The organism is Pseudomonas sp. 31 R 17 (genome assembly GCF_900004915.1).
GTDB lineage: Bacteria > Pseudomonadota > Gammaproteobacteria > Pseudomonadales > Pseudomonadaceae > Aquipseudomonas > Aquipseudomonas orientalis_A.
Window position 1 is genome coordinate 90,232 of the sequence record NZ_CVTN01000076.1, and the last position, 20,322, is coordinate 110,553.

Below are 20,322 nucleotides of genomic sequence, written 5' to 3' on the forward strand. Positions count from 1 at the left end.
CTTCTGATTATGTTTATCAACTGAATGCGGAGTACCGAACATGCCAAAGATGAAAACTAAAAGTGGTGCTGCTAAGCGGTTTTTGAAAACTGCTAACGGCATCAAGCACAAGCACGCTTTCAAGAGCCACATCCTGACCAAAATGTCGACCAAGCGTAAGCGTCAACTGCGCGGTAGCAGCTTGCTGCATCCGTCTGACGTGGCAAAAGTCGAGCGCATGCTGCGCCTTCGTTAATTTTGGTTCAAGAATAGAGGAAGTAACTCATGGCTCGTGTTAAGCGTGGCGTCATGGCCCGTAAGCGTCACAAAAAAATTCTGAAACTTGCCAAAGGCTACTACGGCGCGCGTTCACGCGTATTCCGTGTTGCCAAGCAAGCGGTAATCAAGGCAGGCCAATACGCCTACCGTGACCGTCGTCAGAAAAAACGTCAGTTCCGCGCTCTGTGGATCGCTCGTATCAACGCTGGTGCACGTGTTAACGGTCTGTCCTACAGCCGTTTCATCGCTGGCCTGAAGAAAGCGTCCATCGAAATCGACCGTAAGGTTCTGGCTGAACTGGCCGTGAACGAAAAAGCGGTGTTTGCTGCGATTGTCGAGAAAGCTAAAGCCTCCTTGGCTTAAGTACCCCCGACAGTCACCCTGGGTTACTCCTGTAGCCCAGGGTGGTAAACGTCATAAATAGGGGAAGAGCCTTCAAGCTCTTCCCCTATTTTGTATCTGGAGTCTGTACATGGAAAACCTGGACGCGCTCGTCGCCCAAGCCCTTGAGGCTGTGCAAAGCGCTGAAGATGTAAATGCCCTGGAGCAAATCCGGGTTCACTACCTTGGTAAAAAGGGTGAATTGACTCAGGTGATGAAGACCCTGGGGAATTTGCCGGCTGAGGAGCGTCCGCAGGTCGGCGCGCTGATCAACGTTGCCAAGGAGCGCGTCACCGAGGTTCTCAATGCGCGCAAGGCGTCGCTCGAGGAGGCCGATCTTGCGGCCAAGCTCGCCGCCGAGTCCATTGACGTGACCTTGCCTGGCCGTGGCCAGGCCTCGGGCGGTCTGCATCCGATCACCCGGACTCTGGAACGTATCGAGCAGTTCTTTACCCATATCGGCTACGGCATTGCCGAAGGCCCCGAGGTTGAAGACGACTACCACAACTTCGAGGCGCTCAACATCCCAGGCCATCACCCGGCCCGGTCGATGCACGACACCTTCTATTTCAACGCAAACATGTTGTTGCGCACCCATACCTCGCCGGTACAGGTCCGCACCATGGAAGCGAACAAGCCGCCGATCCGCATCGTCTGCCCGGGCCGTGTGTACCGTAGCGACTCCGATATCACCCATTCGCCGATGTTCCACCAGGTCGAAGGCCTGCTGGTGGATCGCGATATCAATTTCGCCGACCTCAAAGGCACCATCGAAGAATTCCTGCGGGTGTTCTTCGAGAAAGAGCTGGCGGTGCGTTTCCGTCCATCCTTCTTCCCGTTCACCGAACCATCCGCTGAAGTCGATATGGAATGCGTGATGTGCAGCGGCAAAGGCTGCCGCGTCTGCAAGCAGACCGGCTGGCTGGAAGTGATGGGTTGCGGCATGGTCCACCCTAACGTGCTGCGCATGTCCGGGATCGACCCGGAAGAGTTTTCGGGCTTTGCCTTCGGCATGGGCGTTGAGCGTCTGGCCATGCTGCGTTACGGCGTGAACGACTTGCGTCTGTTCTTCGACAACGACTTGCGGTTCCTCGCGCAATTTCGCTAGTCGTAACGAATCTTTAGGAGAGCAGGATGAAATTCAGTGAACAATGGCTGCGCGGCTGGGTAAGCCCGCAGGTGGATCGCGATGCGCTGGTTGCGCGTCTGTCGATGGCCGGTCTTGAGGTCGATAGCGTCACCCCGGCCGCCGGTGTATTCAGTGGCGTGGTGGTAGGCGAGGTGCTGAGCACCGAGCAGCACCCGGATGCCGACAAATTGCGTGTGTGCCAGGTCAGCAACGGCGCAGAGACCTTCCAGGTCGTGTGCGGAGCGCCCAACGTGCGCCCGGGCCTGAAGATCCCGTTCGCCATGATCGGTGCCGAACTGCCGGGCGACTTCAAGATCAAGAAGGCCAAGCTGCGCGGCGTCGAGTCCAACGGCATGCTGTGCTCCCAGGCTGAGCTGCAGGTGGGCGAGGGCAACGACGGCTTGATGGAACTGCCGGCCGATGCGCCGGTGGGCCAGGACATTCGTGTTTACCTGGAACTGGAAGACGCCAGCATCGAGGTCGACCTGACCCCGAACCGTGGCGACTGCCTGTCCCTGGCCGGCCTGGCCCGTGAAGTGGGTGCGCTGTACAACGTGCCCGTCACCCGTCCAGTGGTTGCCAGTGTGCCAGCCGTGCACGACGAAGTGCGCTCGATTGAAGTGTCGGCGCCAAACGCCTGCCCACGTTACCTGGGTCGCGTGATCCGTAACGTCGACCTGTCCAGGCCAACCCCGCTGTGGATGGTTGAACGCCTGCGCCGCGCTGATGTGCGCAGCATCGACGCGGCCGTCGACATCACCAACTATGTGATGTTGGAGCTGGGCCAGCCGCTGCACGCGTTTGACCTTGCCGAAATCCAAGGCGGCATCCGCGTGCGTATGGCAGAGGAAGGCGAGAAGCTGGTACTGCTCGACGGCCAGGAAGTCAGCCTGCGCGCCGACACCCTGGTCATTGCCGACCACTCTCGCGCCTTGGCGATTGCCGGCGTGATGGGTGGCGAGCACAGCGGCGTCTCCGCGACCACGCGTGACGTATTCCTTGAAAGCGCGTTCTTCGACCAGATCGCCATCGCCGGCAAGGCCCGTTCGTACGGCCTGCACACCGATGCATCGCACCGCTATGAGCGTGGCGTGGACTGGCAGCTGGCCCGTGAAGCCATGGAGCGCGCCACTGGCCTGCTGCTGGACATCACCGGTGGCGAAGCCGGTCCGATCACCGAGAGGGTCAACGAGCAGTACCTGCCGTCCATTGCGCCCATCACCCTGCGTGCCAAAAGCGTCGAGCAAATGCTCGGCCTGGTGATTGAGCCTGCCGAGATCGAGCAACTGCTGTCGGCCCTTGGCCTCGCCATCTCTGCGGGTGGGGAAGGGCAGTGGTACGTTGAAGTACCAAGCCATCGCTTCGATATCAGTCTGGAAGTCGACCTGATCGAAGAACTGGCTCGCCTGTACGGCTACAACCGTCTGCCGGTGCGCTACCCGCAAGCGCGCCTTGCGCCACAACCGAAGGCCGAGGCGCGTGCGCACCTGCCTGAGTTGCGTCGTCTGCTGGTGGCTCGTGGTTATCAGGAAGCGGTGACCTACAGCTTCATCGATCCAAAGCAATTCGAGCTGTTCAACCCGGGCGTTGAGCCGCTGTTGCTGGCCAATCCGATCTCCAATGACATGGCGGCCATGCGTTCGTCGCTATGGCCAGGCTTGGTCAAGGCGCTGTCTCACAACCTGAACCGTCAGCAGGATCGCGTACGCATGTTCGAAAGCGGCCTGCGTTTCGTCGGTCAGCTCGATGGTTTGAAGCAAGAGCCAATGCTGGCCGGTGTGGTGTGCGGCAGCCGCCTGCCGGAAGGCTGGGCCCAGGGCCGCGATGCCGTGGACTTTTTCGACGTCAAGGCTGACGTGGAAGCGGTGCTCGGCTTTGCCGGTGCGCTGGACGCGTTCACGTTCCTGCCTGGCAAACACCCGGCGCTGCACCCAGGCCAGACCGCGCGCATCGAGCGCGAGGGTCGCTTGGTCGGCTTTGTCGGCGCCGTTCACCCGGAACTGTCGAAAACCCTGGGTCTGGACCGTCCAGTCTTCGTTTTTGAACTGGTCCTGGCTGAAGTTGCGTCGGGCAAGATGCCGAAATTCAGCGAGTTGTCGCGCTTCCCTGAAGTGCGTCGTGACCTGGCCCTGATCGCCGATCGTGAAGTCGCCGCCACTGCCGTTCTGGAAGTAATTCGAGAAAATGCAGGGGAATGGCTGACGGACCTCAGGCTATTTGACGTCTATCAGGGTAAAGGCATTGATCCGCATAGAAAAAGCCTTGCAGTTGGCTTGACCTGGCAGCATCCATCGCGCACTCTTAATGACGATGAGGTGAATACCACGACACAAAATATCCTCACCTCGCTCGAACAAAGGTTGAACGCCACGTTAAGGAAGTGACGTATGGGGGCTTTGACGAAAGCTGAGATGGCGGAACGTCTGTACGAAGAGTTGGGTCTGAACAAGCGCGAGGCCAAGGAATTGGTCGAGCTGTTTTTTGAAGAGATCCGCCACGCTCTGGAAGACAACGAACAGGTCAAATTGTCCGGTTTCGGCAATTTTGACCTGCGGGACAAACGCCAGCGGCCTGGCCGCAATCCAAAAACGGGAGAAGAAATCCCGATCACGGCTCGCCGTGTGGTCACCTTTCGTCCAGGGCAGAAGTTGAAGGCCCGAGTTGAGGCTTATGCTGGAACCAAGTCATAACGACGAACTACCCGTCATCCCGGGCAAACGCTACTTCACCATCGGTGAAGTCAGCGAGCTGTGTGCGGTAAAACCGCACGTGCTGCGCTATTGGGAGCAGGAGTTTCCTCAACTCAACCCCGTCAAACGCACCGGGAACCGTCGGTATTATCAGCGCCAGGACGTGCTGATGATCCGACAGATCCGCGCGTTGCTGTACGACCAGGGGTTCACCATCAGCGGCGCGCGCCAGCGCATGTCCGGTGATGAAGCCAAAGACGACACCACCCAATACAAGCAACTGATCCGCCAGATGATCTCCGAACTCGAAGATGTGCTGGTGGTGTTGAAAAAGTGATTCAGGCTTTTAAAATACTTCCACATTTCAAAAGCTTGCGGTATATTCCGATTCGCTTCGTTAAGAAGCAAACCCAGTAACACGCCTAGTCGGGGCGTAGCGCAGTCCGGTAGCGCACTAGCATGGGGTGCTAGGGGTCGAGTGTTCGAATCACTCCGTCCCGACCATTATTCCTGATTAAAATCAGACACTAAGCCGATCAGCTAGATCGGCTTTTTTGTGCCTGCGTAAACCTGCGCAAAACTATCTACCGGCGGCGCTACCGGTATCGGCCTTGCCGCAGCAAAACGCTTTATCGAGGAGGGGGTCTTCATCTTCGGCCGCCGCCAGGACGCGCTCGACGCCGCCGTGGCCGACCTCGATCGACTCTACGCGGCGGTGAAGGCCGGCGCGGCAGCCGCGTTTCTCGCGTCGCAGGACAGCAGCTTTATGACCGCCAGTGAGGTTGCCGTCGACGGCGGTCTGGCACAAATCTGATTCGCTACACCCGGGCGGTCACTCAGTGTCGTCGCGCAAGCCTTTACGGGGGCAAGACGGGTCAAAGGCTTCAACCATCCGTCGCACTTTTGATCACGTCTGTACGAATGGCCGACGGTTGCCCGGCGCTGTTACGTGCATAGCTGCATAGCGTGACGGGCAGCTCGGCTATATCGAGAAAAATGCCATCGATGGCCAGGGTGTAGCGATCGTCGTCAATATCGCCGCAGAGGGTGCTGATCGCCGGGTTCACGCTGTAGTAGTAATGCCGGTTGAAACCGTTGTGCTGGTTTTCCCAGGCGATGTGATAGCGGTGCTTGAGCTGCGGGGCCGGTGCCGGGTTGGTCAGGAATACCGAATGGGTGAACACATTGCGCAGCAGTGCTTCGGTCAGCGGCTGCTCGGCCTTTTGCACGCCGAGTATGCATAGCACATGCGGCCCCAGCACTGGGCCGATGGGCTGGTCGATGTAGGCCTCGTCAGAGCCGGCAGCGACTTGGTAGCCGTGCGTGTGTGCGCAATCGCTGATGTCATTCACGGCCTTGAATCGGTAGAACGGCTCCTGGATCGAGAACCTCAGGTTCCAGGTCGGACGGGTAATTTGGTCGGCGGCGTCACGTTGCAAGTGCACATACGGTTTCAGATTCCACGGTTCGTCCAGCGTGATGTCAACGGCCTTGAGCTGGCAGGTTGGGGTGTCGTTACGGAAAACACCGTCTACAAAGCAGTAGTACACGTCGTTGGCGGGATAGCTGTAGTTGAATTTGGCCGCTTCGCACGCCGAGTTGTTCTGGCAACTGTTGAGAATGTCCTTTTGAATGGCAGACGCGACCTTGCTGATGATGCTGGTGATTTCATTGGTGTTGCGGTCCAGCATCGGGCTGCCGGAGCTGCCCGGGCGTAGACCGTTGCAGCGGTTGTGCAAGGCGCTGGGAAACACGCCGGGGTGTTCGGCAAAACTGTTGAGGGTCGACTCCACGCAGACACTCATGCGCAGGCCCTTTTTCAGAAATCCGGTTGGCGCGCCCACGTTGATCACTTCTCGATCCGATGCCTGACGATGAGAAGCCAGCTTGAGTGGCATGATCGCGCTGGCCACCAGCACGGCCAGTGACGTATCCAGTTCGAGTACGGCCAGGTCAGTGCCCGCCATGCTGCTCCAATGAGCTGTCTTGACGGCGTAGGTGGCATGCCGTTCGGGGGTGTCATGAAAGTAATTGAAGGTCACATCGGCGTTGAATGCCTGGCGGATGCGCGCTGTACCGTAGCTGTAGAACACACAATGCCCGCTGGTCAGCACATACGCCGGGCCGACGGCCTTACCCCGGCGATTGCGCGTGTCCAGCAGAACAGCATTGCAGGTCTGGCCCAAGGCGTTTTTCAGTGAGCCGATGCCGGTCCATTGCGGGTACCGTTGGTTTTTATTTTCAAGTGCCACCGAAGGTGACTGTTCGGTAAGGCCCTCGGCGAGGTCTCTGGCATGGCCAGGCCAGACAGTGCTCAGCAATAGGACATACAGAAAGGCGCAAGCGATGTGAGTCGGTGCCATAAGGGGCCTCGGCAAGGAAGTCATTGATTGGCTGAAACTACCCAATCAGGCCAAGGCCGGTGACATACAGGGCTATTGCGTGAGCCCATGGCGGGGTCCTCAGTCGCCGTTTTACTTAGGTTTCGCGTGATAGCACTGAGCTATCAATGCAGTGCGTAATACTCAATGGATTGCTCATCCGCCATCAACGTATCTTCAACCCACCCAGCGTGATTGGCTCACCGCGCCCCTCGCGTCATCCGCATCAATCCAGTCCCATGACGGGCATATTCCAGAGTAAGCCATGAAGAAAACGCTTTCGTTGGCCACACGCATAGGGCTGAGTTTCGCAGCCATCCTGGCGCTTCTGACGATGATCACAGCCATCGGCATTCAGCGCGTTGCCTTCATCGATGCCACGTTGGGCGACGTCGGTGAAAACGCGGCAAAGGTGCAGCGCTACGCCATCAACTTCCGTGGCAGCGTGCATAACCGCGCCATTGCTATCCGGGATGCGGTGCTGGTGACCAGCGACCCTGATCTGGACACATACTTGTCGCAGATCAAAGCCCTGGAGCAAGCCTACGCCGACTCGGCGGCGCCGATGGATCAGTTGTTCACACGCGCAAGCGTGACGGGCGAAGAGCTTCGACTGTTGACCGCAATCAAGGAGATTGAACAACAAACCCTCGCATCCACCCAGGCGGTCATTTCACTGCGCCGAGCGGGGGACATTCCCGCAGCCCAGGCGCTGCTGATGCGTCAAACGTCTTTGGATTACAGCGAGTGGTTAAAGCGCGTGAATGCGCTGATTGACTATGAAGAGGCATCCATCAAGGCCAAGCTCGGCGCGGTGCAGGAAACGGCCAGCCAGTTCAGTACCCTGATGCTGATCGCTACCGGCATTGCCCTGCTGCTAAGCGTCACGTTATCGGCGGTGATTATTCGCTTCGTTAAATCGACATTGGGCGCCGAGCCCACTGAGGTGGCATTGGCCATTGAGCGTCTGGCGGCGGGTGATCTGAACCAGACGATTTCCACTGATTACCCCAAGAGCGTGATGGGGGTGCTCAAGGACGCGCTTGTGCACTTGGCGCAGACTATTCAACAAGTGCGCGGGGCAGCCCAGGAGGTCAATCATTCCTCCATCCAATTGTCGGCCACCTCGTCAACCAACAATGACCAGATCAACCTGCAAACCCATGAAGCCGAGCAGGTGGCTACAGCCATCACGCAAATGGCCGCGACGGTCAGCGAAGTATCCGGCTATGCCGCGCAGGCGGCTGATGCTTCCCGCCTGGCCGACATCGAAGTGGAAAACGGTAATCGGTTGGTTGCCAGCACTGCCGTTGCCATTGAGCAACTGGCAATAATGCTGGATCAAACCACGGGTACCGTAAATCAGGTATCCAAATACAGTGAAAATATCGGGTCAGTGATCGATGTCATCAACTCCATCGCCTCTCAAACCAACCTGCTGGCGCTGAACGCTGCTATTGAAGCGGCGAGGGCAGGAGAGCACGGGCGCGGATTTGCGGTGGTCGCTGATGAAGTGCGCTCGCTGGCCAACCGTACCCAGCAGTCCACCGAGGAAATTCGGGAGATGATCAGCACGCTGCAATTGGGGACGGAAGCCGCCTCGCAAACCATGCGCAACAGTTGCGAGCTGGCAAGCCAAACCGTCACACAAACCCGCAGCGCGCAGAGTGCGCTGGCCAGGATCAGCGAGCAGGTTGGCGCCATCAGTCATATGAATGCCCAGATTGCCAGCGCTTCCGTACAGCAGAGTGGCGTGGCTGATGATGTCGCTCAAAACATCAACCGTATTCACGGCTCCACCGTGCAATCAGCCACCGGTTCGCATCAGGTTGCAACCGCTAGCATGGAACTCTCGCAGCTGGCGGATCGCCTTACGGCGAAAGTGGCTTTCTTCACGGCCGCTTAGGGCGCCAGGTTGGCGCAGGACGGCGTCTCTGACACGTCGGGGGCGCAGGTCGGTACTTTAACGTCCCATCATTTATCTGCGTCGAACCGCCTCAATATCATGCAGGCGGTGCCGATAGACTTGTTATGACCCTATAGGCGGTTTTCCATGTTCAATACCAAACTCAAGAACCAGCTTCACGCTCAGACGGCAGAGCTGTTGGAGCTGCGCCAACTGCGCGATGGCCTGAACCGCGAAATGCTGACGATGAGTATCGACCCGGCATTCAAAATTATCGCCTGCAACGAACATTTCGCAGGCGCCTTGGGCTACGACCAGGATCGGCTCCTGGGTCGCGCCATGGCTGATGTTGTTCCGCAATACGTATCCAAGCTCCCATGCTTTCATAACTTTCGAGCAGCGGTAGCGGCGGGCAAGTCCATCTCTGATGAATACCGATACCTGCACGCCGATGGTTCCCTGGTGTGGCTTCATGCACATTGGCAACCTGTAAAGGATGAAAATGGCAAGTTGAGCCACGTGACCTGCCATGCCACGAACATCACTTCGCGCGTGGAACAAGCGTCGGAAAACACATCCTTCATCGATGCATTACTTCGTTCGACGGCCGTGATCGAATTCGATCTTTCCGGGCATGTACTCATGGCCAATGAGCAGTTCCTGAAAGCGATGGGCTACAACCTGAGCCAGGCAAAGGGCAGTCACCACCGTATTTTCTGCAGGCCGGATGAAGCGTCGTCGCAGAAATACAAAGAGTTCTGGTCTACCTTGAATAAGGGTGAGTTTGTCGCCGGGCGATTTGAGCGTGTTGACAGCAGCGGTAGGACGGTATGGCTGGAAGCGACGTATAACCCGGTTTATGACACCGAAGGAACGCTCTGCAAGGTCGTCAAGTTTGCGACGGTTATCACCGACCAGGTTGCCCGTGAACAGGACGTCAGTGAAGCAGCCCAAACGGCATTTGAGATCTCCCAACAGACCGATGTAACTGCTCAGCGCGGAGCCGTCGTAGTCAACGATACGATGCACACCATGCGTAAAGTTGCGGGTGATATGCAGGCTGCCTCCGGCGGGGTAGAGGCGCTCGGCAAGCAGTCGTTGTTGATCAGCTCGATCATTCAGACGATCAGCAGCATTGCGCAGCAAACCAACTTGCTGGCATTGAATGCGGCGATTGAAGCTGCTCGCGCAGGTGAGCAGGGGCGAGGCTTCGCTGTGGTAGCCGATGAAGTTCGACAACTGGCCGGCCGCACCAGTACCGCGACTGAAGAAATCGCATCGGTTGTGTTGCAGAACCAGAAGCTGGTGGAACAAACCGTGGCCGAGATGGCAAACAGTAAGTCCCAGGCGGAGCAAGGCCTTGAACTTGCCACGCAGGCAGGCCAGGTCATTGTTGAAATTCAGGATGGCGCCAAGAGAGTCGTCGAGGCGGTGGGCAGGTTCGCGACTCAAGTGGCTTAGGTCGCGCAGGAATCGTCGGTCGCACTGCGTATGCATTCGACGTCGAACAATCGTCCTCTATCTCATTACCTTCGTTGAGAGTCTGATGGAACACGCTGAAGATCTGTCAACCCTTGAGCAACGTCGTCTTCTGCGAATTCGAGAGCTATGTCTGCTCGACGATCAGCGCGATGGTACGTTTGATCAAATCGTTGCGCTCTGTGCTGAATACTTCCGGGCACCCATCGTGCTCATTTCAATTGTGGATGAACACAAACAGTGGTTCCGCGCCAAGGTCGGCGTGAGCATCAATGAAACGCCCCGCAGCGAATCCTTCTGTGCTTATACCTTGTACTCGCACGAGCTTCTCGAGGTGCTGGACGCGACGCTCGATCTGCGTTTCCAGGACAATCCCCTGGTCACCGGGCTTCCAGGCATCCGCTATTACGCGGGCGCGCCCCTGACCACTGACGACGGTTTGGGGCTTGGCGCTCTGTGCGTGATCGACACCGTCACTAGGCCAATGATGAGCGAGCAAGATGCCTCAATGCTCAGGCATTTGGCTGGACTGGTGATGAGTCGAATCATTGCGCTCAGATCGGAAAACTACGTTGACCCTGCCACAGGCCTGTACAACCGCGCTCGGCTTGAGAGCGACATCGGCAATGCTCAGAATCGCGCAGAAGTCTGCAGTATCGTCGTGATTGATGTGATCTCTCCCGACTTTTTGAACGAGATAGTCAAGACGTTGGGCTATGAGTTTTCCCTGGAATTGATGCTGGCTATCAAGGAGCGCCTGTTAGGGATTGTCCCATCCGAATCGCGGCTTTACAAAATCAGCCCTACACGGTTCGGCCTTATTTTGCCGTACCCCATTGCAGAAGCTGTCAGCAAAGCCATTATCAATGACTACATCACGCCGGTACTGTGCCACGACATTCCTTTGCAGATGACCGTCGGCGTGGGCTTGTTGAAACTTGAGGGGGCAGGCAAGTCGCCGCATGAGTGTTTGCGCCTGGCGATCAGCGCCGCCGATGATGCCCGGGATCGAATGGTTGGCTGGGGTTACTACGAAGATAAACTGGACGCCGCGCAGCAGCGCACTTTTATTATCCTGAGCTCGCTGGCAACGGCTATAGCCAGTGATGAACAATTTCGAATGGTCTACCAGCCTCGCATTGATATAGGCAGCGGAACATGCACGTCGGTCGAGGCGCTACTGCGCTGGGAGCACCCGCTTCTGGGGGCAATCGGACCTTCCGAGTTCATCCCGCTGGCTGAAAAAACAGCGTTGATGGGGCAGATCAGTCTGTGGGTCTTGCGCAACACGATCGACCAGGCGGCTCAGTGGCAGCGTGAGGGCTTGAATTTCAAGGTGTCGATCAATGTCACGGTGCAGGATATTGAGTCTTCAATATTCATAAGCGCGCTGGTCCATAGGGTTCGACAGGCTGATTTCGATCCTCGGTTACTGGAAGTGGAGTTGACTGAAAGCGCCCGCATAGGTGATTTCGACAGCGTGCTGCACCATCTCAAAGAGCTGCGTGCGTTGGGTATCGAGATTGCCATTGATGACTTCGGAACCGGCTACAGTAACTGGTCCCACCTGCAACGGCTGCCCGCCAGTGTCGTTAAGTTGGATCGTTCACTGATTGAAAACCTGGTTCAGCAGTCCAGGAGTCAGCGTCTGGTACGCACAATTATCAAACTTGCCAATTCGTTGGGGTACCGCGTGGTGGCTGAGGGCGTTGAGACCCTTCAAACGTATGAGCTTGTCAGCGGGTGGGGCTGTCATGAGGTTCAGGGATATTTGATCGCAAGGCCGATGGAGGCGACGGCGATACCTGGGTGGTTATCTCATCGCGCCCAGGAATAATTATTCAACTGCAGGCTGTCCCTTTTTTTCACCTCGCCTGTCATTCCAGGCAGTGAATAAAATCGAGAGCCTTCCCATGCCCGCAGTCCCCGCCCTGTCCTTGCGTCCCTTACTGAAACTGAGCCTGATGCTAAGCCTGAGCACCAGCCCGCTGTTCATCCCGTTCAGTTACGCCGAAGACACCGCCGCTCGTCGCAGCTACCAGGTACCCGCCGGCAGTTTGAGCGCGGCGCTGACGCGTTTCGCCGGGCTGGCGGGGGTCAACCTGTCGGTCGATCCGGCGTTGGTCAGCGGTCGCAGCAGCAGTGGCCTGTCCGGCGATTATGCCGTGGAGGAAGGCTTCGCGCGGTTGCTGCAAGGCTCCGGCCTGCAATTGCAACCGATGGGGGAGCAGGCGTATGTGCTGGTGGCGGTGCCGGAGGGCGCGAGCCTGCAATTGGCGCCGACGTCGATCGTGGGCACCACGGGGCTGGCCGACGGCGACACCTATGCCGGTGGTCAGGTGGCGCGTCGTGGTTCGCAAGGGCTGCTGGGCGCGCGGGACTTCATGGAAACGCCGTTCAGCATGACCACCTACACCGCCGATGCGGTGAAGAACCAGCAGGCGCGCACCCTCGGCGATCTGATCGCCAGCGACCCTTCGGTGCGCGCCACCAACCCGGCCGGTGGGCGTTATGAGCAGTTCACCATCCGTGGGTTCAGCCTGTTCAACAGCGATGTGGCCTACAACGGCCTGTACGGTGTGTTGCCGACTTACACCATCGACATGGAAATGGCCGACCGCGTCGATATCCTCAAGGGCCCGACGCAGTTGATCAATGGCATCTCCCCACGCGGCAGTGTCGGCGGCGGGATCAACGTGGTGCCCAAGCGGGCTACCGACAAGGACATCAATTCGTTCACCGGCAGTTGGGCTTCCGACAGCCAGGCCGGTGGCGCGGTGGATATCGGGCGTCGGTTTGGCGAGGACAACAAATTCGGCATCCGTTTCAACGGGGTGAAGCAGGCCGGGGACACAGAGTGGGACCATCAGTCGGTCGATCGTGAGATGGCGGTGCTCGGCCTGGACTTTCGCGGCGAGCGCCTGCGCCTTTCCACCGATATCGGCCGTACCGAACGTGACACCGACGCGCCCCAGGAGCGTGTGCAGGTCGGCGCCAATGCCAGGGTCCCGAGCGCCAATGACGTGCGACGCAACTACGCGCAGTCCTGGAGCAAGGCCAGCACCAACGACACCTTTGGCACGGTCAACGGCGAGTTCGACCTCAGCGACAGTGTGATGCTGTACGGCGGGGTAGGCGCACGCAAGAGCAACCATGACTTCCTGCGCCACGCGGTGTCGGTCACCAATAACGCCGGGGATTTCAGCGTGCTGCCGCGTGATTTTACCCGCGATGAGAACGTGCGCACCGCCACTGCCGGCGTGCGCAGCTGGTTCCACACCGGGCCGGTCAGTCATGAAATCAACCTGGCGGCCAGCTACTTCTACATGGACTTTGAAAACGGCGGCGCGCGGTATGCGGCGGCGCCGAGCAACCTCTACAACCCGGTCCAGACCCGGGTGCCCTCGCGGCCGACGCGCTTTGATTCCAAGGTCTATACCGAAAACACCTTCAGCGGCGTGGCCTTGTCCGACACCCTGGGCTTTTTCGACGACCGCTTGCTGTTGACCCTTGGCGCGCGCTGGCAGCGGGTGCAGGTGGACGACTGGACCGACAACGTCAAAGGCGCCACCGCCTACGATGAAGAAAAAATCTCGCCCTCGGGCGGCGTGCTGTTCAAGGCCACCGACAAGCTGTCGTTGTACGCCAACTATATGGAAGGTCTGAGCCAGGGCAAGGTCGCACCGTCCACCTCGATCAACGAGGACGAAATCTTCCCGCCCTTCATCAGCCGCCAGATCGAAGCGGGCGCCAAGTACGACGCCGGTGCCTTTGCCTTGACCGCCGCGGTGTTCCGGATCAGGCAACCGGCGTATGAGACCAACGCCACCTCGCGGGTGTTCGGCCCCAACGGCAAGCGTCAGAACAATGGGGTGGAATTGAGTGTGTTCGGCGAACCGCTGAAGGGGTTCCGCCTGCTCGGCGGGGTGATGGTCATCGACAGCGAATTGACCCACACCACCAACGGTACGTTCGACGGCAATCGTGCGCCCGCCACGCCCAAATACAACGTCAACCTGGGCGCCGAGTGGGACGTGCCGACGCTGGAAGGCCTGACCCTGACCAGTCGCGGCATTTACTCCAGCTCACAGTACCTGGACCAGTCCAACGTCAAGCAGATCGACGCCTGGAACCGCATCGACGTGGGCGCGCGTTACGCGTTCAAGGTCGATGACAAGCACATCACCCTGCGCGCCAATGTGGAGAACGTCGCCGACAAGCGCTACTGGAGTTCGGCCGGTGCCTCGGATGACAGCGAGCCGGGATTGACCCTGTCGACACCGCGTACCTACCTGTTATCGGCCACTGTCGATTTCTGAGGGGATGTAAACAGATCCAAATGTGGGAGGGGGCTTGCTCCCGATGAGGGTGTGTCAGTCACTGAATGTATCGACTGATACACCGCCATCGGGAGCAAGCCCCCTCCCACATTCGGATCTCATCGCGTCTGGGATCGAGTTGTGCCGAAACGGCTTTCGGGCCGCGCCAAACCAAGGTTTTCCCGCAGTGTAGTGCCGCTGTATTCGCGACGAAACACGCCGCGCCGTTGCAGTTCGGGCACCACCCAGCGGGCCACATCCTCCAGCCCGCCTGGCAGGTGCGGCACCAGGATATTGAAACCATCCGCCGCGCCGTTTTCGAACCAGTGCTGCAGCTCATCGGCAATCTGCTCCGGCGTGCCGATCAGGCTGTAGTGACCGCGTCCGCCGGCAATCCGCCGCCCCAGTTGCGCCAGTGTCAGCTGTTCACGATGGGCCAGCTCGCTCAACAGTTGCTGGCGGCTGCGTTGCCCGCTGTCGGTCAAGGGCAGCGTCGGCAGCGGTCCATCCAGCGGGTAGCCGGACAGGTCGAAATTACCCAGCATGCGTCCCAGCAATGCCACGCCCACCTGGGGCTCGACCAGTTCCTGAAACGTGTCGAATTTCGCCCGGGCCTCGGCCTCGGTCTGCCCGACCACCACCAACACGCCCGGCATGATTTTCAGCGAGTCCGTCTCGCGCCCATAGCGGCCCATACGTCCCTTGAGGTCGCGGTAAAAGGCCTGGGCATTGGCCAATGAGGTCTGCGCGGTAAACACCACCTCGGCGGTCTGCGCCGCCAGTTCACGGCCGGTTTCCGAAGAGCCGGCCTGCACGATCACCGGCTGGCCCTGGGGGGAGCGCGCCACGTTCAGCGGGCCTTTGACCCGGAAATGCTCGCCCACATGGTCCAGTACATGGCATTTGAGCGGGTCGTAATAGCGCCCGCTGGCCTTGTCGCGCACGAAGGCGTCGTCGTCCCAGCTGTCCCATAGCCCCGTCACCACCTGATGAAACTCGCGCGCGCGGCGGTAGCGTTCGGCATGGCCCAGATGCTCATCGCGGCCGAAGTTCAGGGCTTCGGCGGCGTTGTCCGAGGTCACCAGGTTCCAGCCTGCGCGGCCGCCGGACAGGTGATCCAGCGAGGCGAATTTGCGCGCCACGTGGTAGGGCTCGTTGTAGCTGGTGGTGGCGGTGGCGATCAGGCCGATATGCTCGGTCACGGCGCTAAGCGCCGAGAGCAGGGTGAGCGGTTCGAAATGATCCGAACGCGCCATCCGGCTGGCGACCTCACCGGTGGCGGCGGCAATGCTGTCGGCCACGAACAGGGCGTCGAACTTCGCCGCTTCCGCTACCTGTGCCAGGTGCTTGTAGTGGGCGAAATCCAGCCCGGCATTGGCCGGCACATCCGGGTGGCGCCACGCGGCCACATGGTGCCCGGTGGCCATCAGGAACGCGCCGAGTTTGAGTTGACGGCTCATGCTAGAAATCCTTGCGCAGTTGCACGCCGACGTAACGTTCATCGTCACGGGGCACGGCGCGGTAGATGTAGTTGCCGCCGCTGGCCAGCAGGGGGGAGTAGGACTTGTCGGCCAGGTTCTTCGCCAGCAGCGCCACGCGCCAGCCGTGGGTGTAGTCGGCCAGGGCCACGCTGGCATTCCAGATGCCATACGCGCCTTGCTTGGTGTCCAGGTTCTGGCTGATGTCGTACTGCACTTCGCTCTGCCAGCTGTAGTCGGTGCCCAGTTCGATATCCAGGCCGTTATCCAGGGGGATGCTGTAATCGGCGCGCACGTAGCTTTTCCAGTCCGGACTGTACGGCAGGGGTTTGCCATTCACGTTGCAGGTGGCCGCTGCCCCCGGCGGGCAGGCGAATTGGTCGATGCGCGCGCGGGTATAGGCCAGGGCGCCGGAGAGCTTGAGTTGCTGGGTGGCCTGCAGCGCGTAATCGAGCTCGACCCCTTCGGTGCTGACGCTGCCGGCGTTGATAAGGCGCGTCACCACCTGGCCTGCGACCGTGTCGAAAAAGTTGGCCTGGTAATTGTCGTAGTCGCTGTGGAACACCGCCAGGTTGGTGGTCAGGCGGTTGTTCCACGCGCTGGCCTTGATCCCGGCTTCCCAGGTGTTGGAGGTTTCCGGTTTTAACGCCTCGGTGTCACGCGGCTGCATGTTGAAGAACACGTTGTACGCCGGGCCTTTGTAGCCACGCGAGTAAGTCAGGTAGCTGGTGACGCTGTCGCTCAGGTCGTACTGCACACCGAGGCGGCCGGACCACCCGTCCTCGTCCACCGAGCCCGAACTTGCGGTGGCCGGTTGAATGCCGCTGACGGTGCTGGCCGAGGTGGACACACGACGGTGGTCGTACTTCAAGTCGTCATGGGTATAGCGCAATCCGGCGATACCGCGAAAGCGCGAGGTGAAGTTGAGGGTGGTCTCGCCGAACGCCGCGTAGCTGTCGCTGGTGGTGCTGTAGTCGGCGATGCCACGGTCGACGCGCGTAGTCGTGGTGAGGGTGCGCCGGTAGGTTTCCTCGTCCTTGCCATGCATGTAGAACAGGCCACCGACGTACTCGAGGAACTCGCCCTTGGGGGAGGCCAGGCGCAGTTCCTGGGAGTATTGGTCGAACGCCAGGTCGCCCTTGTCGGCGGTGCCGGGGAAGGCGGCGCTGACCGTGCCGAGGCGGTCGCCGTCCTGATACTGGGTGTTGTCCCAGCCGCGCCAGGCGGTGATCGACGTCAGGGTGTAGTCGCCCAGGTTCCAGTCCAGTTGGGCCGACAGGCCCTTGTTGGTGTCTTGCACATGGCTGCGGGTATCGGTGTTGGTGTCGCGGTTGTCACTCGATGCGCGCACCGGGCTCAACGCGTTGCCGAACGCCGGGCTCAGGGACTGGTTGACCACGCCATTGGGTGCGTCATCGTGGGACTGCATGTAGTCGCCGATCAGGGTCAGCTTCACGTCGTCATCGGGCGTGAATTCCAGTTTGCCGCGAATGCCCTTGTGGTTGTAACCGTTGACCTCCTGGCCGTTGTGGCGGTTATCGACGTTGCCGTCGTAGCTGCCGAACAAGGTACTGATCGAACCCTTGAGCACCTCCGGCACCAGGCTGCCGCCGATACCGAAGCGGGTGCGGCTTTCGTTGCCGCTGTAGAACGACTGATCGATAAAGCCATGGGTCTGCTCAGTCGGCGCCTTGCTGGTGATATTCAGCACCCCGGCCGAGGCATTTTTGCCGAACAATGTGCCTTGCGGGCCGCGCAACACTTCGATGCGCTCCAGGTCCAGCAGGTCGAGGGTGGCCTGGCCGGGGCGGGCGTACACCACGCCGTCGATGACCGTGGCCACCGTCGGTTCGACGCCGGGGGAGGTGGAAATGGTGCCCACGCCGCGCACGAACAACGAGGTGTCCTTGTTCGAAGCGCCGGTGCGGAAATTCAGCGACGGCACTTGCTGCGCAATGCTCGCCACGCCATTGCGGTTGTCGCGTTCCAGTTGTTCGCCGTCGAGCACCGAGACCGCCACCGGGACTTTCTGCAGCGACGCTTCGCGCCGGGTCGCGGTGACGGTAACGGCTTTGAGCGTGAGTTCCGGTTCGTCGCCTGCAAAAGCGCCGGGGACGGGAAGGGCGCTCAGGCCAGCCAGAAGCAGTAAATGGGTGTGCCGTGGAAAAGTGTGCATGCGATGCCCGCTCGAAAAGTGCCCTGGTCCGCTGCGGTTCTGCGACCGCCAGCGCCTGTGTGGATGTCTTGGGCATTCGCTCGAGCGAGTAGCAGACAATGCGCGTTGTTAGCGCTAACATCGGCATTATTGAAGGCTCGCGTTTAGAGCGTCAAATACTAAAAAATTAGTTTTATATTCTTTTTGGTTTTTTACTGGATGCCCTCCGTGACTGAAGCAAAACCGCGCAAACGCCGTGGCGCCGGCCGCGTCACCCTGAGCACCGTCGCGCGCCACGCCGGGGTGTCGGCGATCACCGTGTCGCGGTATTTCAATCAGCCGGAGCAGGTCTCGCCCGAACGCCGCGAACGTATTGCCGAGGCTGTCGCCGCACTGGGCTATGTGCCGAATCTGGTGGCCGGTGGCCTGGCCTCCGCACGGGGCCGCATCGTGGCGATGGTGATCCCGAATATCTCGGGGCCGATCTTCGCCAATACCCTCCAGGGTTTCAGCGATACCCTCAGCCGGCATGGCTACCAGCTGTTGCTGGCGTCCAGTTATTTCAGCGCCGAGCAGGAAGAAAGTGCGGTGCGTGCCTTTCTCGGCTGGTCGCCGGCGGCGTTGGTGCTGACCAGCCGTTTTCACAGTGCGGGCACCGAAAAGATGATCGCCGATGCCGACATCCCCGTGGTGGAAACCTGGGACTACATGCCCGAGCGCAAGCCGTTGCAGATCGGTTTTTCCCACTATGAAGTCGGCGTGACGGCCGCGCGGTACCTGCACGCCAAGGGCTACCGACGCATTGCTTTCGTGCACAACAGCGCCGCGGGGGACCTGAGCGCCCGCGAGCGGGGCGAGGGGTTCGCCGCGACCCTGACCGAACTGGGCGTGCAGCCCTGGGTCTTCGCCCCCGACGCCGACCGCGCGCCCTTTGAGGCGGGCAGCAGGCGATGGAAAGCCTGATGAGCCATGCCACACCGCCCGACGCGATCTTCTTCGCCAATGACAACCTGGCCGCCGGCGGCTTGCTGGCAGGGCAGCGTGCCGGGTTGAACATCCCCCGGGACTGCGCGGTACTCGGTTTCGGCGATTACCCGTTTGCCGAAATGCTGTTGCCGAGCCTGAGCACCATCAAGCCGCCGGCGTTGGACATCGGTGTGCTGGCGGCCACGCGGATACTGGAAAGCCTTGGCGTACTGCCGGTGGTGGATGAGGTACAGCGCTTGAACCTGTTGGACTGCCGCCTGATCGAACGCGAAAGCGCCTGAGCTTTATTTGCGGCCCAGGGGCAATTTGGATAGGGTGCAAGCCTGCCCACAAGGACGTTCCCATGACTGAACCTGCCCCTAAAACCCGCCGCGCACCCAAGGGTGAAAAACGCCGCGAAGAGCTGCTGGACGCGGCCTTGCAGGTGTTCTCCCTGGAGGGCTACAGCGGCGCCTCCGTGGCCCAGGTGGCGGCGATTGTCGGTATTTCCGTGGCGGGCCTGCTGCATCACTTTCCCAGTAAGATCTCGTTGTTGATGGGCGTGCTGCAACGCCGCGACGAAGTCAACCAACGGATTGCCGATGAAGTACGCGCCGAGAAGTCGTTGAGCGGGTTGCTTGGCAGCCTGCGTGCGATCAACCGCTCGAATGCCACCGCGCCTGGTGTGGTGCGCGCATTTACCATTTTGAATGCGGAAAGTCTGCTTGATACGCAACCGGCGTGGGGCTGGTTTCAGGAGCGCTATGCGGGGATCCAGCGACGACTGCAGGGGCAGTTTGCCGACCTGGTGGCGGCGGGGGAGGTGCGCAGTGACGTGGACATTGCCGGGCTGGTGGAAGAGATCCTGGCCATGATGGATGGCCTGCAGATCCAGTGGCTGCGCTTTCCGGAGCAGGTGGACCTGGTGGCGCGGTTCGATGCCTACATTGCGCGGGTCGAAGCGGCCATTAGGGCCTGAGTCGAGCGCAGTCAACATGTGGGAGGGGCGGTGCGACGATTCGACTTGCCTCCGATGGCGGCCTCTGGGCCGACCAGGATGCTGGATTGGACCGAGTACATATCCGGTTCTGCGGTCACGGCTGCTAATGGTTCCGCTTTTACAGCGGCTCACTTTTGAAAAGCGCAAAAGTAAGCAAAACGCTCTTGCCCCACCACTCGG

At 59.9% G+C, this 20,322-nt stretch carries 13 protein-coding genes, 1 tRNA gene and 4 pseudogenes; 15 read left to right on the forward strand and 3 right to left on the reverse strand.

All coding sequences use genetic code 11. The features are described 5' to 3' along the window. The first annotated feature begins 40 nt into the window (after positions 1–40). The 8 genes and pseudogenes from rpmI to BFP89_RS29765 all read left to right on the forward strand — a co-directional run. Positions 41–235: a 50S ribosomal protein L35 gene (gene rpmI / locus BFP89_RS20410; RefSeq protein WP_002553160.1), complete on the forward strand. Its 195-nt coding sequence runs from the start codon at positions 41–43 to the stop codon at positions 233–235. Positions 236–264: 29 nt separating this feature from the next. Further along, a complete protein-coding gene (rplT, locus tag BFP89_RS20415) occupies positions 265–621 on the forward strand; it encodes a 50S ribosomal protein L20 (RefSeq protein ID WP_003192488.1) in 357 nt (118 codons plus the stop codon). 109 nt (positions 622–730) lie between these two features. Further along, positions 731–1,747, forward strand: coding sequence for a phenylalanine--tRNA ligase subunit alpha (gene pheS / locus BFP89_RS20420; RefSeq protein ID WP_003192486.1), 1,017 nt, complete (start codon positions 731–733; stop codon positions 1,745–1,747). Positions 1,748–1,773: 26 nt separating this feature from the next. Then, positions 1,774–4,152 carry a phenylalanine--tRNA ligase subunit beta gene (gene pheT / locus BFP89_RS20425; RefSeq protein WP_065887182.1) on the forward strand — a complete coding sequence of 793 codons (2,379 nt, stop codon included), beginning with the start codon at positions 1,774–1,776 and terminating at the stop codon, positions 4,150–4,152. A gap of 3 nt (positions 4,153–4,155) precedes the next feature. Next, positions 4,156–4,458, forward strand: coding sequence for an integration host factor subunit alpha (gene ihfA / locus BFP89_RS20430; protein WP_002553164.1), 303 nt, complete (start codon positions 4,156–4,158; stop codon positions 4,456–4,458). Continuing rightward, a complete protein-coding gene (locus BFP89_RS20435; RefSeq protein WP_003174972.1) occupies positions 4,439–4,795 on the forward strand; it encodes a MerR family transcriptional regulator in 357 nt (118 codons plus the stop codon). The genes ihfA and BFP89_RS20435 overlap by 20 nt, the downstream gene beginning before the upstream one ends. A 90-nt stretch (positions 4,796–4,885) precedes the next feature. Further along, positions 4,886–4,962: transfer RNA gene (locus BFP89_RS20440), tRNA-Pro, on the forward strand. A 100-nt stretch (positions 4,963–5,062) separates the two neighbouring features. Beyond that, positions 5,063–5,182 (forward strand): annotated as a pseudogene (locus tag BFP89_RS29765) (oxidoreductase); the annotation flags it as partial. A 160-nt stretch (positions 5,183–5,342) separates the two neighbouring features. Here the strand turns inward: BFP89_RS29765 and BFP89_RS20445 are convergent. Beyond that, positions 5,343–6,821, reverse strand: coding sequence for a trypsin-like serine peptidase (locus BFP89_RS20445; RefSeq protein WP_065887184.1), 1,479 nt, complete (start codon positions 6,819–6,821; stop codon positions 5,343–5,345). Between the two features lie 283 nt (positions 6,822–7,104). Between BFP89_RS20445 and BFP89_RS20450 the strand changes: the two genes are divergently transcribed. From BFP89_RS20450 to BFP89_RS20465, 5 genes and pseudogenes are all read left to right on the forward strand, one after another. Beyond that, a complete protein-coding gene (locus BFP89_RS20450; RefSeq protein WP_065887185.1) occupies positions 7,105–8,745 on the forward strand; it encodes a methyl-accepting chemotaxis protein in 1,641 nt (546 codons plus the stop codon). Between the two features lie 246 nt (positions 8,746–8,991). After that, a pseudogene (locus tag BFP89_RS29770) lies at positions 8,992–9,666 on the forward strand (PAS domain-containing protein); the annotation flags it as partial. Positions 9,667–9,771: 105 nt separating this feature from the next. Then, a pseudogene (locus tag BFP89_RS29775) lies at positions 9,772–10,206 on the forward strand (methyl-accepting chemotaxis protein); the annotation flags it as partial. Between the two features lie 85 nt (positions 10,207–10,291). Further along, the gene (locus tag BFP89_RS20460; RefSeq protein ID WP_065887188.1) at positions 10,292–12,061 is read left to right on the forward strand and encodes a putative bifunctional diguanylate cyclase/phosphodiesterase; all 1,770 of its coding nucleotides are present in this window, start codon (positions 10,292–10,294) and stop codon (positions 12,059–12,061) included. Between the two features lie 76 nt (positions 12,062–12,137). Continuing rightward, positions 12,138–14,543 carry a TonB-dependent receptor gene (locus BFP89_RS20465; RefSeq protein ID WP_065887190.1) on the forward strand — a complete coding sequence of 802 codons (2,406 nt, stop codon included), beginning with the start codon at positions 12,138–12,140 and terminating at the stop codon, positions 14,541–14,543. A 119-nt stretch (positions 14,544–14,662) separates the two neighbouring features. Here BFP89_RS20465 and BFP89_RS20470 read toward each other — a convergent pair whose 3' ends face one another. Together BFP89_RS20470 and BFP89_RS20475 are read right to left on the reverse strand one after the other, a co-directional pair. Beyond that, positions 14,663–16,003, reverse strand: coding sequence for an LLM class flavin-dependent oxidoreductase (locus tag BFP89_RS20470; RefSeq protein WP_065887192.1), 1,341 nt, complete (start codon positions 16,001–16,003; stop codon positions 14,663–14,665). Position 16,004: 1 nt separating this feature from the next. Beyond that, positions 16,005–18,197, reverse strand: coding sequence for a TonB-dependent receptor (locus BFP89_RS20475; RefSeq protein ID WP_065887193.1), 2,193 nt, complete (start codon positions 18,195–18,197; stop codon positions 16,005–16,007). 207 nt (positions 18,198–18,404) lie between these two features. Between BFP89_RS20475 and BFP89_RS20480 the strand changes: the two are divergent. Further along, positions 18,405–19,444: pseudogene (locus BFP89_RS20480) on the forward strand (LacI family DNA-binding transcriptional regulator). A 62-nt stretch (positions 19,445–19,506) separates the two neighbouring features. Next, positions 19,507–20,121, forward strand: a complete 615-nt coding sequence (locus BFP89_RS20485) for a TetR/AcrR family transcriptional regulator (protein WP_065887195.1) — start codon at positions 19,507–19,509, stop codon at positions 20,119–20,121. The last annotated feature ends 201 nt before the right edge of the window (positions 20,122–20,322 follow it).

Excerpts from the sequence above, each read along its gene's own strand:
- pheS (WP_003192486.1), top strand. The coding sequence starts at position 731 with ATGGAAAACCTGGACGCGCTCGTCGCCCAAGCCCTTGAGGCTGTGCAA.
- rplT (WP_003192488.1), top strand. The coding sequence starts at position 265 with ATGGCTCGTGTTAAGCGTGGCGTCATGGCCCGTAAGCGTCACAAAAAA.
- BFP89_RS20485 (WP_065887195.1), top strand. The coding sequence starts at position 19,507 with ATGACTGAACCTGCCCCTAAAACCCGCCGCGCACCCAAGGGTGAAAAA.
- BFP89_RS20435 (WP_003174972.1), top strand. The coding sequence starts at position 4,439 with ATGCTGGAACCAAGTCATAACGACGAACTACCCGTCATCCCGGGCAAA.
- rpmI (WP_002553160.1), top strand. The coding sequence starts at position 41 with ATGCCAAAGATGAAAACTAAAAGTGGTGCTGCTAAGCGGTTTTTGAAA.
- BFP89_RS20475 (WP_065887193.1), bottom strand. The coding sequence starts at position 18,197 with ATGCACACTTTTCCACGGCACACCCATTTACTGCTTCTGGCTGGCCTG.
- BFP89_RS20450 (WP_065887185.1), top strand. The coding sequence starts at position 7,105 with ATGAAGAAAACGCTTTCGTTGGCCACACGCATAGGGCTGAGTTTCGCA.
- pheT (WP_065887182.1), top strand. The coding sequence starts at position 1,774 with ATGAAATTCAGTGAACAATGGCTGCGCGGCTGGGTAAGCCCGCAGGTG.
- BFP89_RS20470 (WP_065887192.1), bottom strand. The coding sequence starts at position 16,003 with ATGAGCCGTCAACTCAAACTCGGCGCGTTCCTGATGGCCACCGGGCAC.
- ihfA (WP_002553164.1), top strand. The coding sequence starts at position 4,156 with ATGGGGGCTTTGACGAAAGCTGAGATGGCGGAACGTCTGTACGAAGAG.
- BFP89_RS20465 (WP_065887190.1), top strand. The coding sequence starts at position 12,138 with ATGCCCGCAGTCCCCGCCCTGTCCTTGCGTCCCTTACTGAAACTGAGC.
- BFP89_RS20460 (WP_065887188.1), top strand. The coding sequence starts at position 10,292 with ATGGAACACGCTGAAGATCTGTCAACCCTTGAGCAACGTCGTCTTCTG.
- BFP89_RS20445 (WP_065887184.1), bottom strand. The coding sequence starts at position 6,821 with ATGGCACCGACTCACATCGCTTGCGCCTTTCTGTATGTCCTATTGCTG.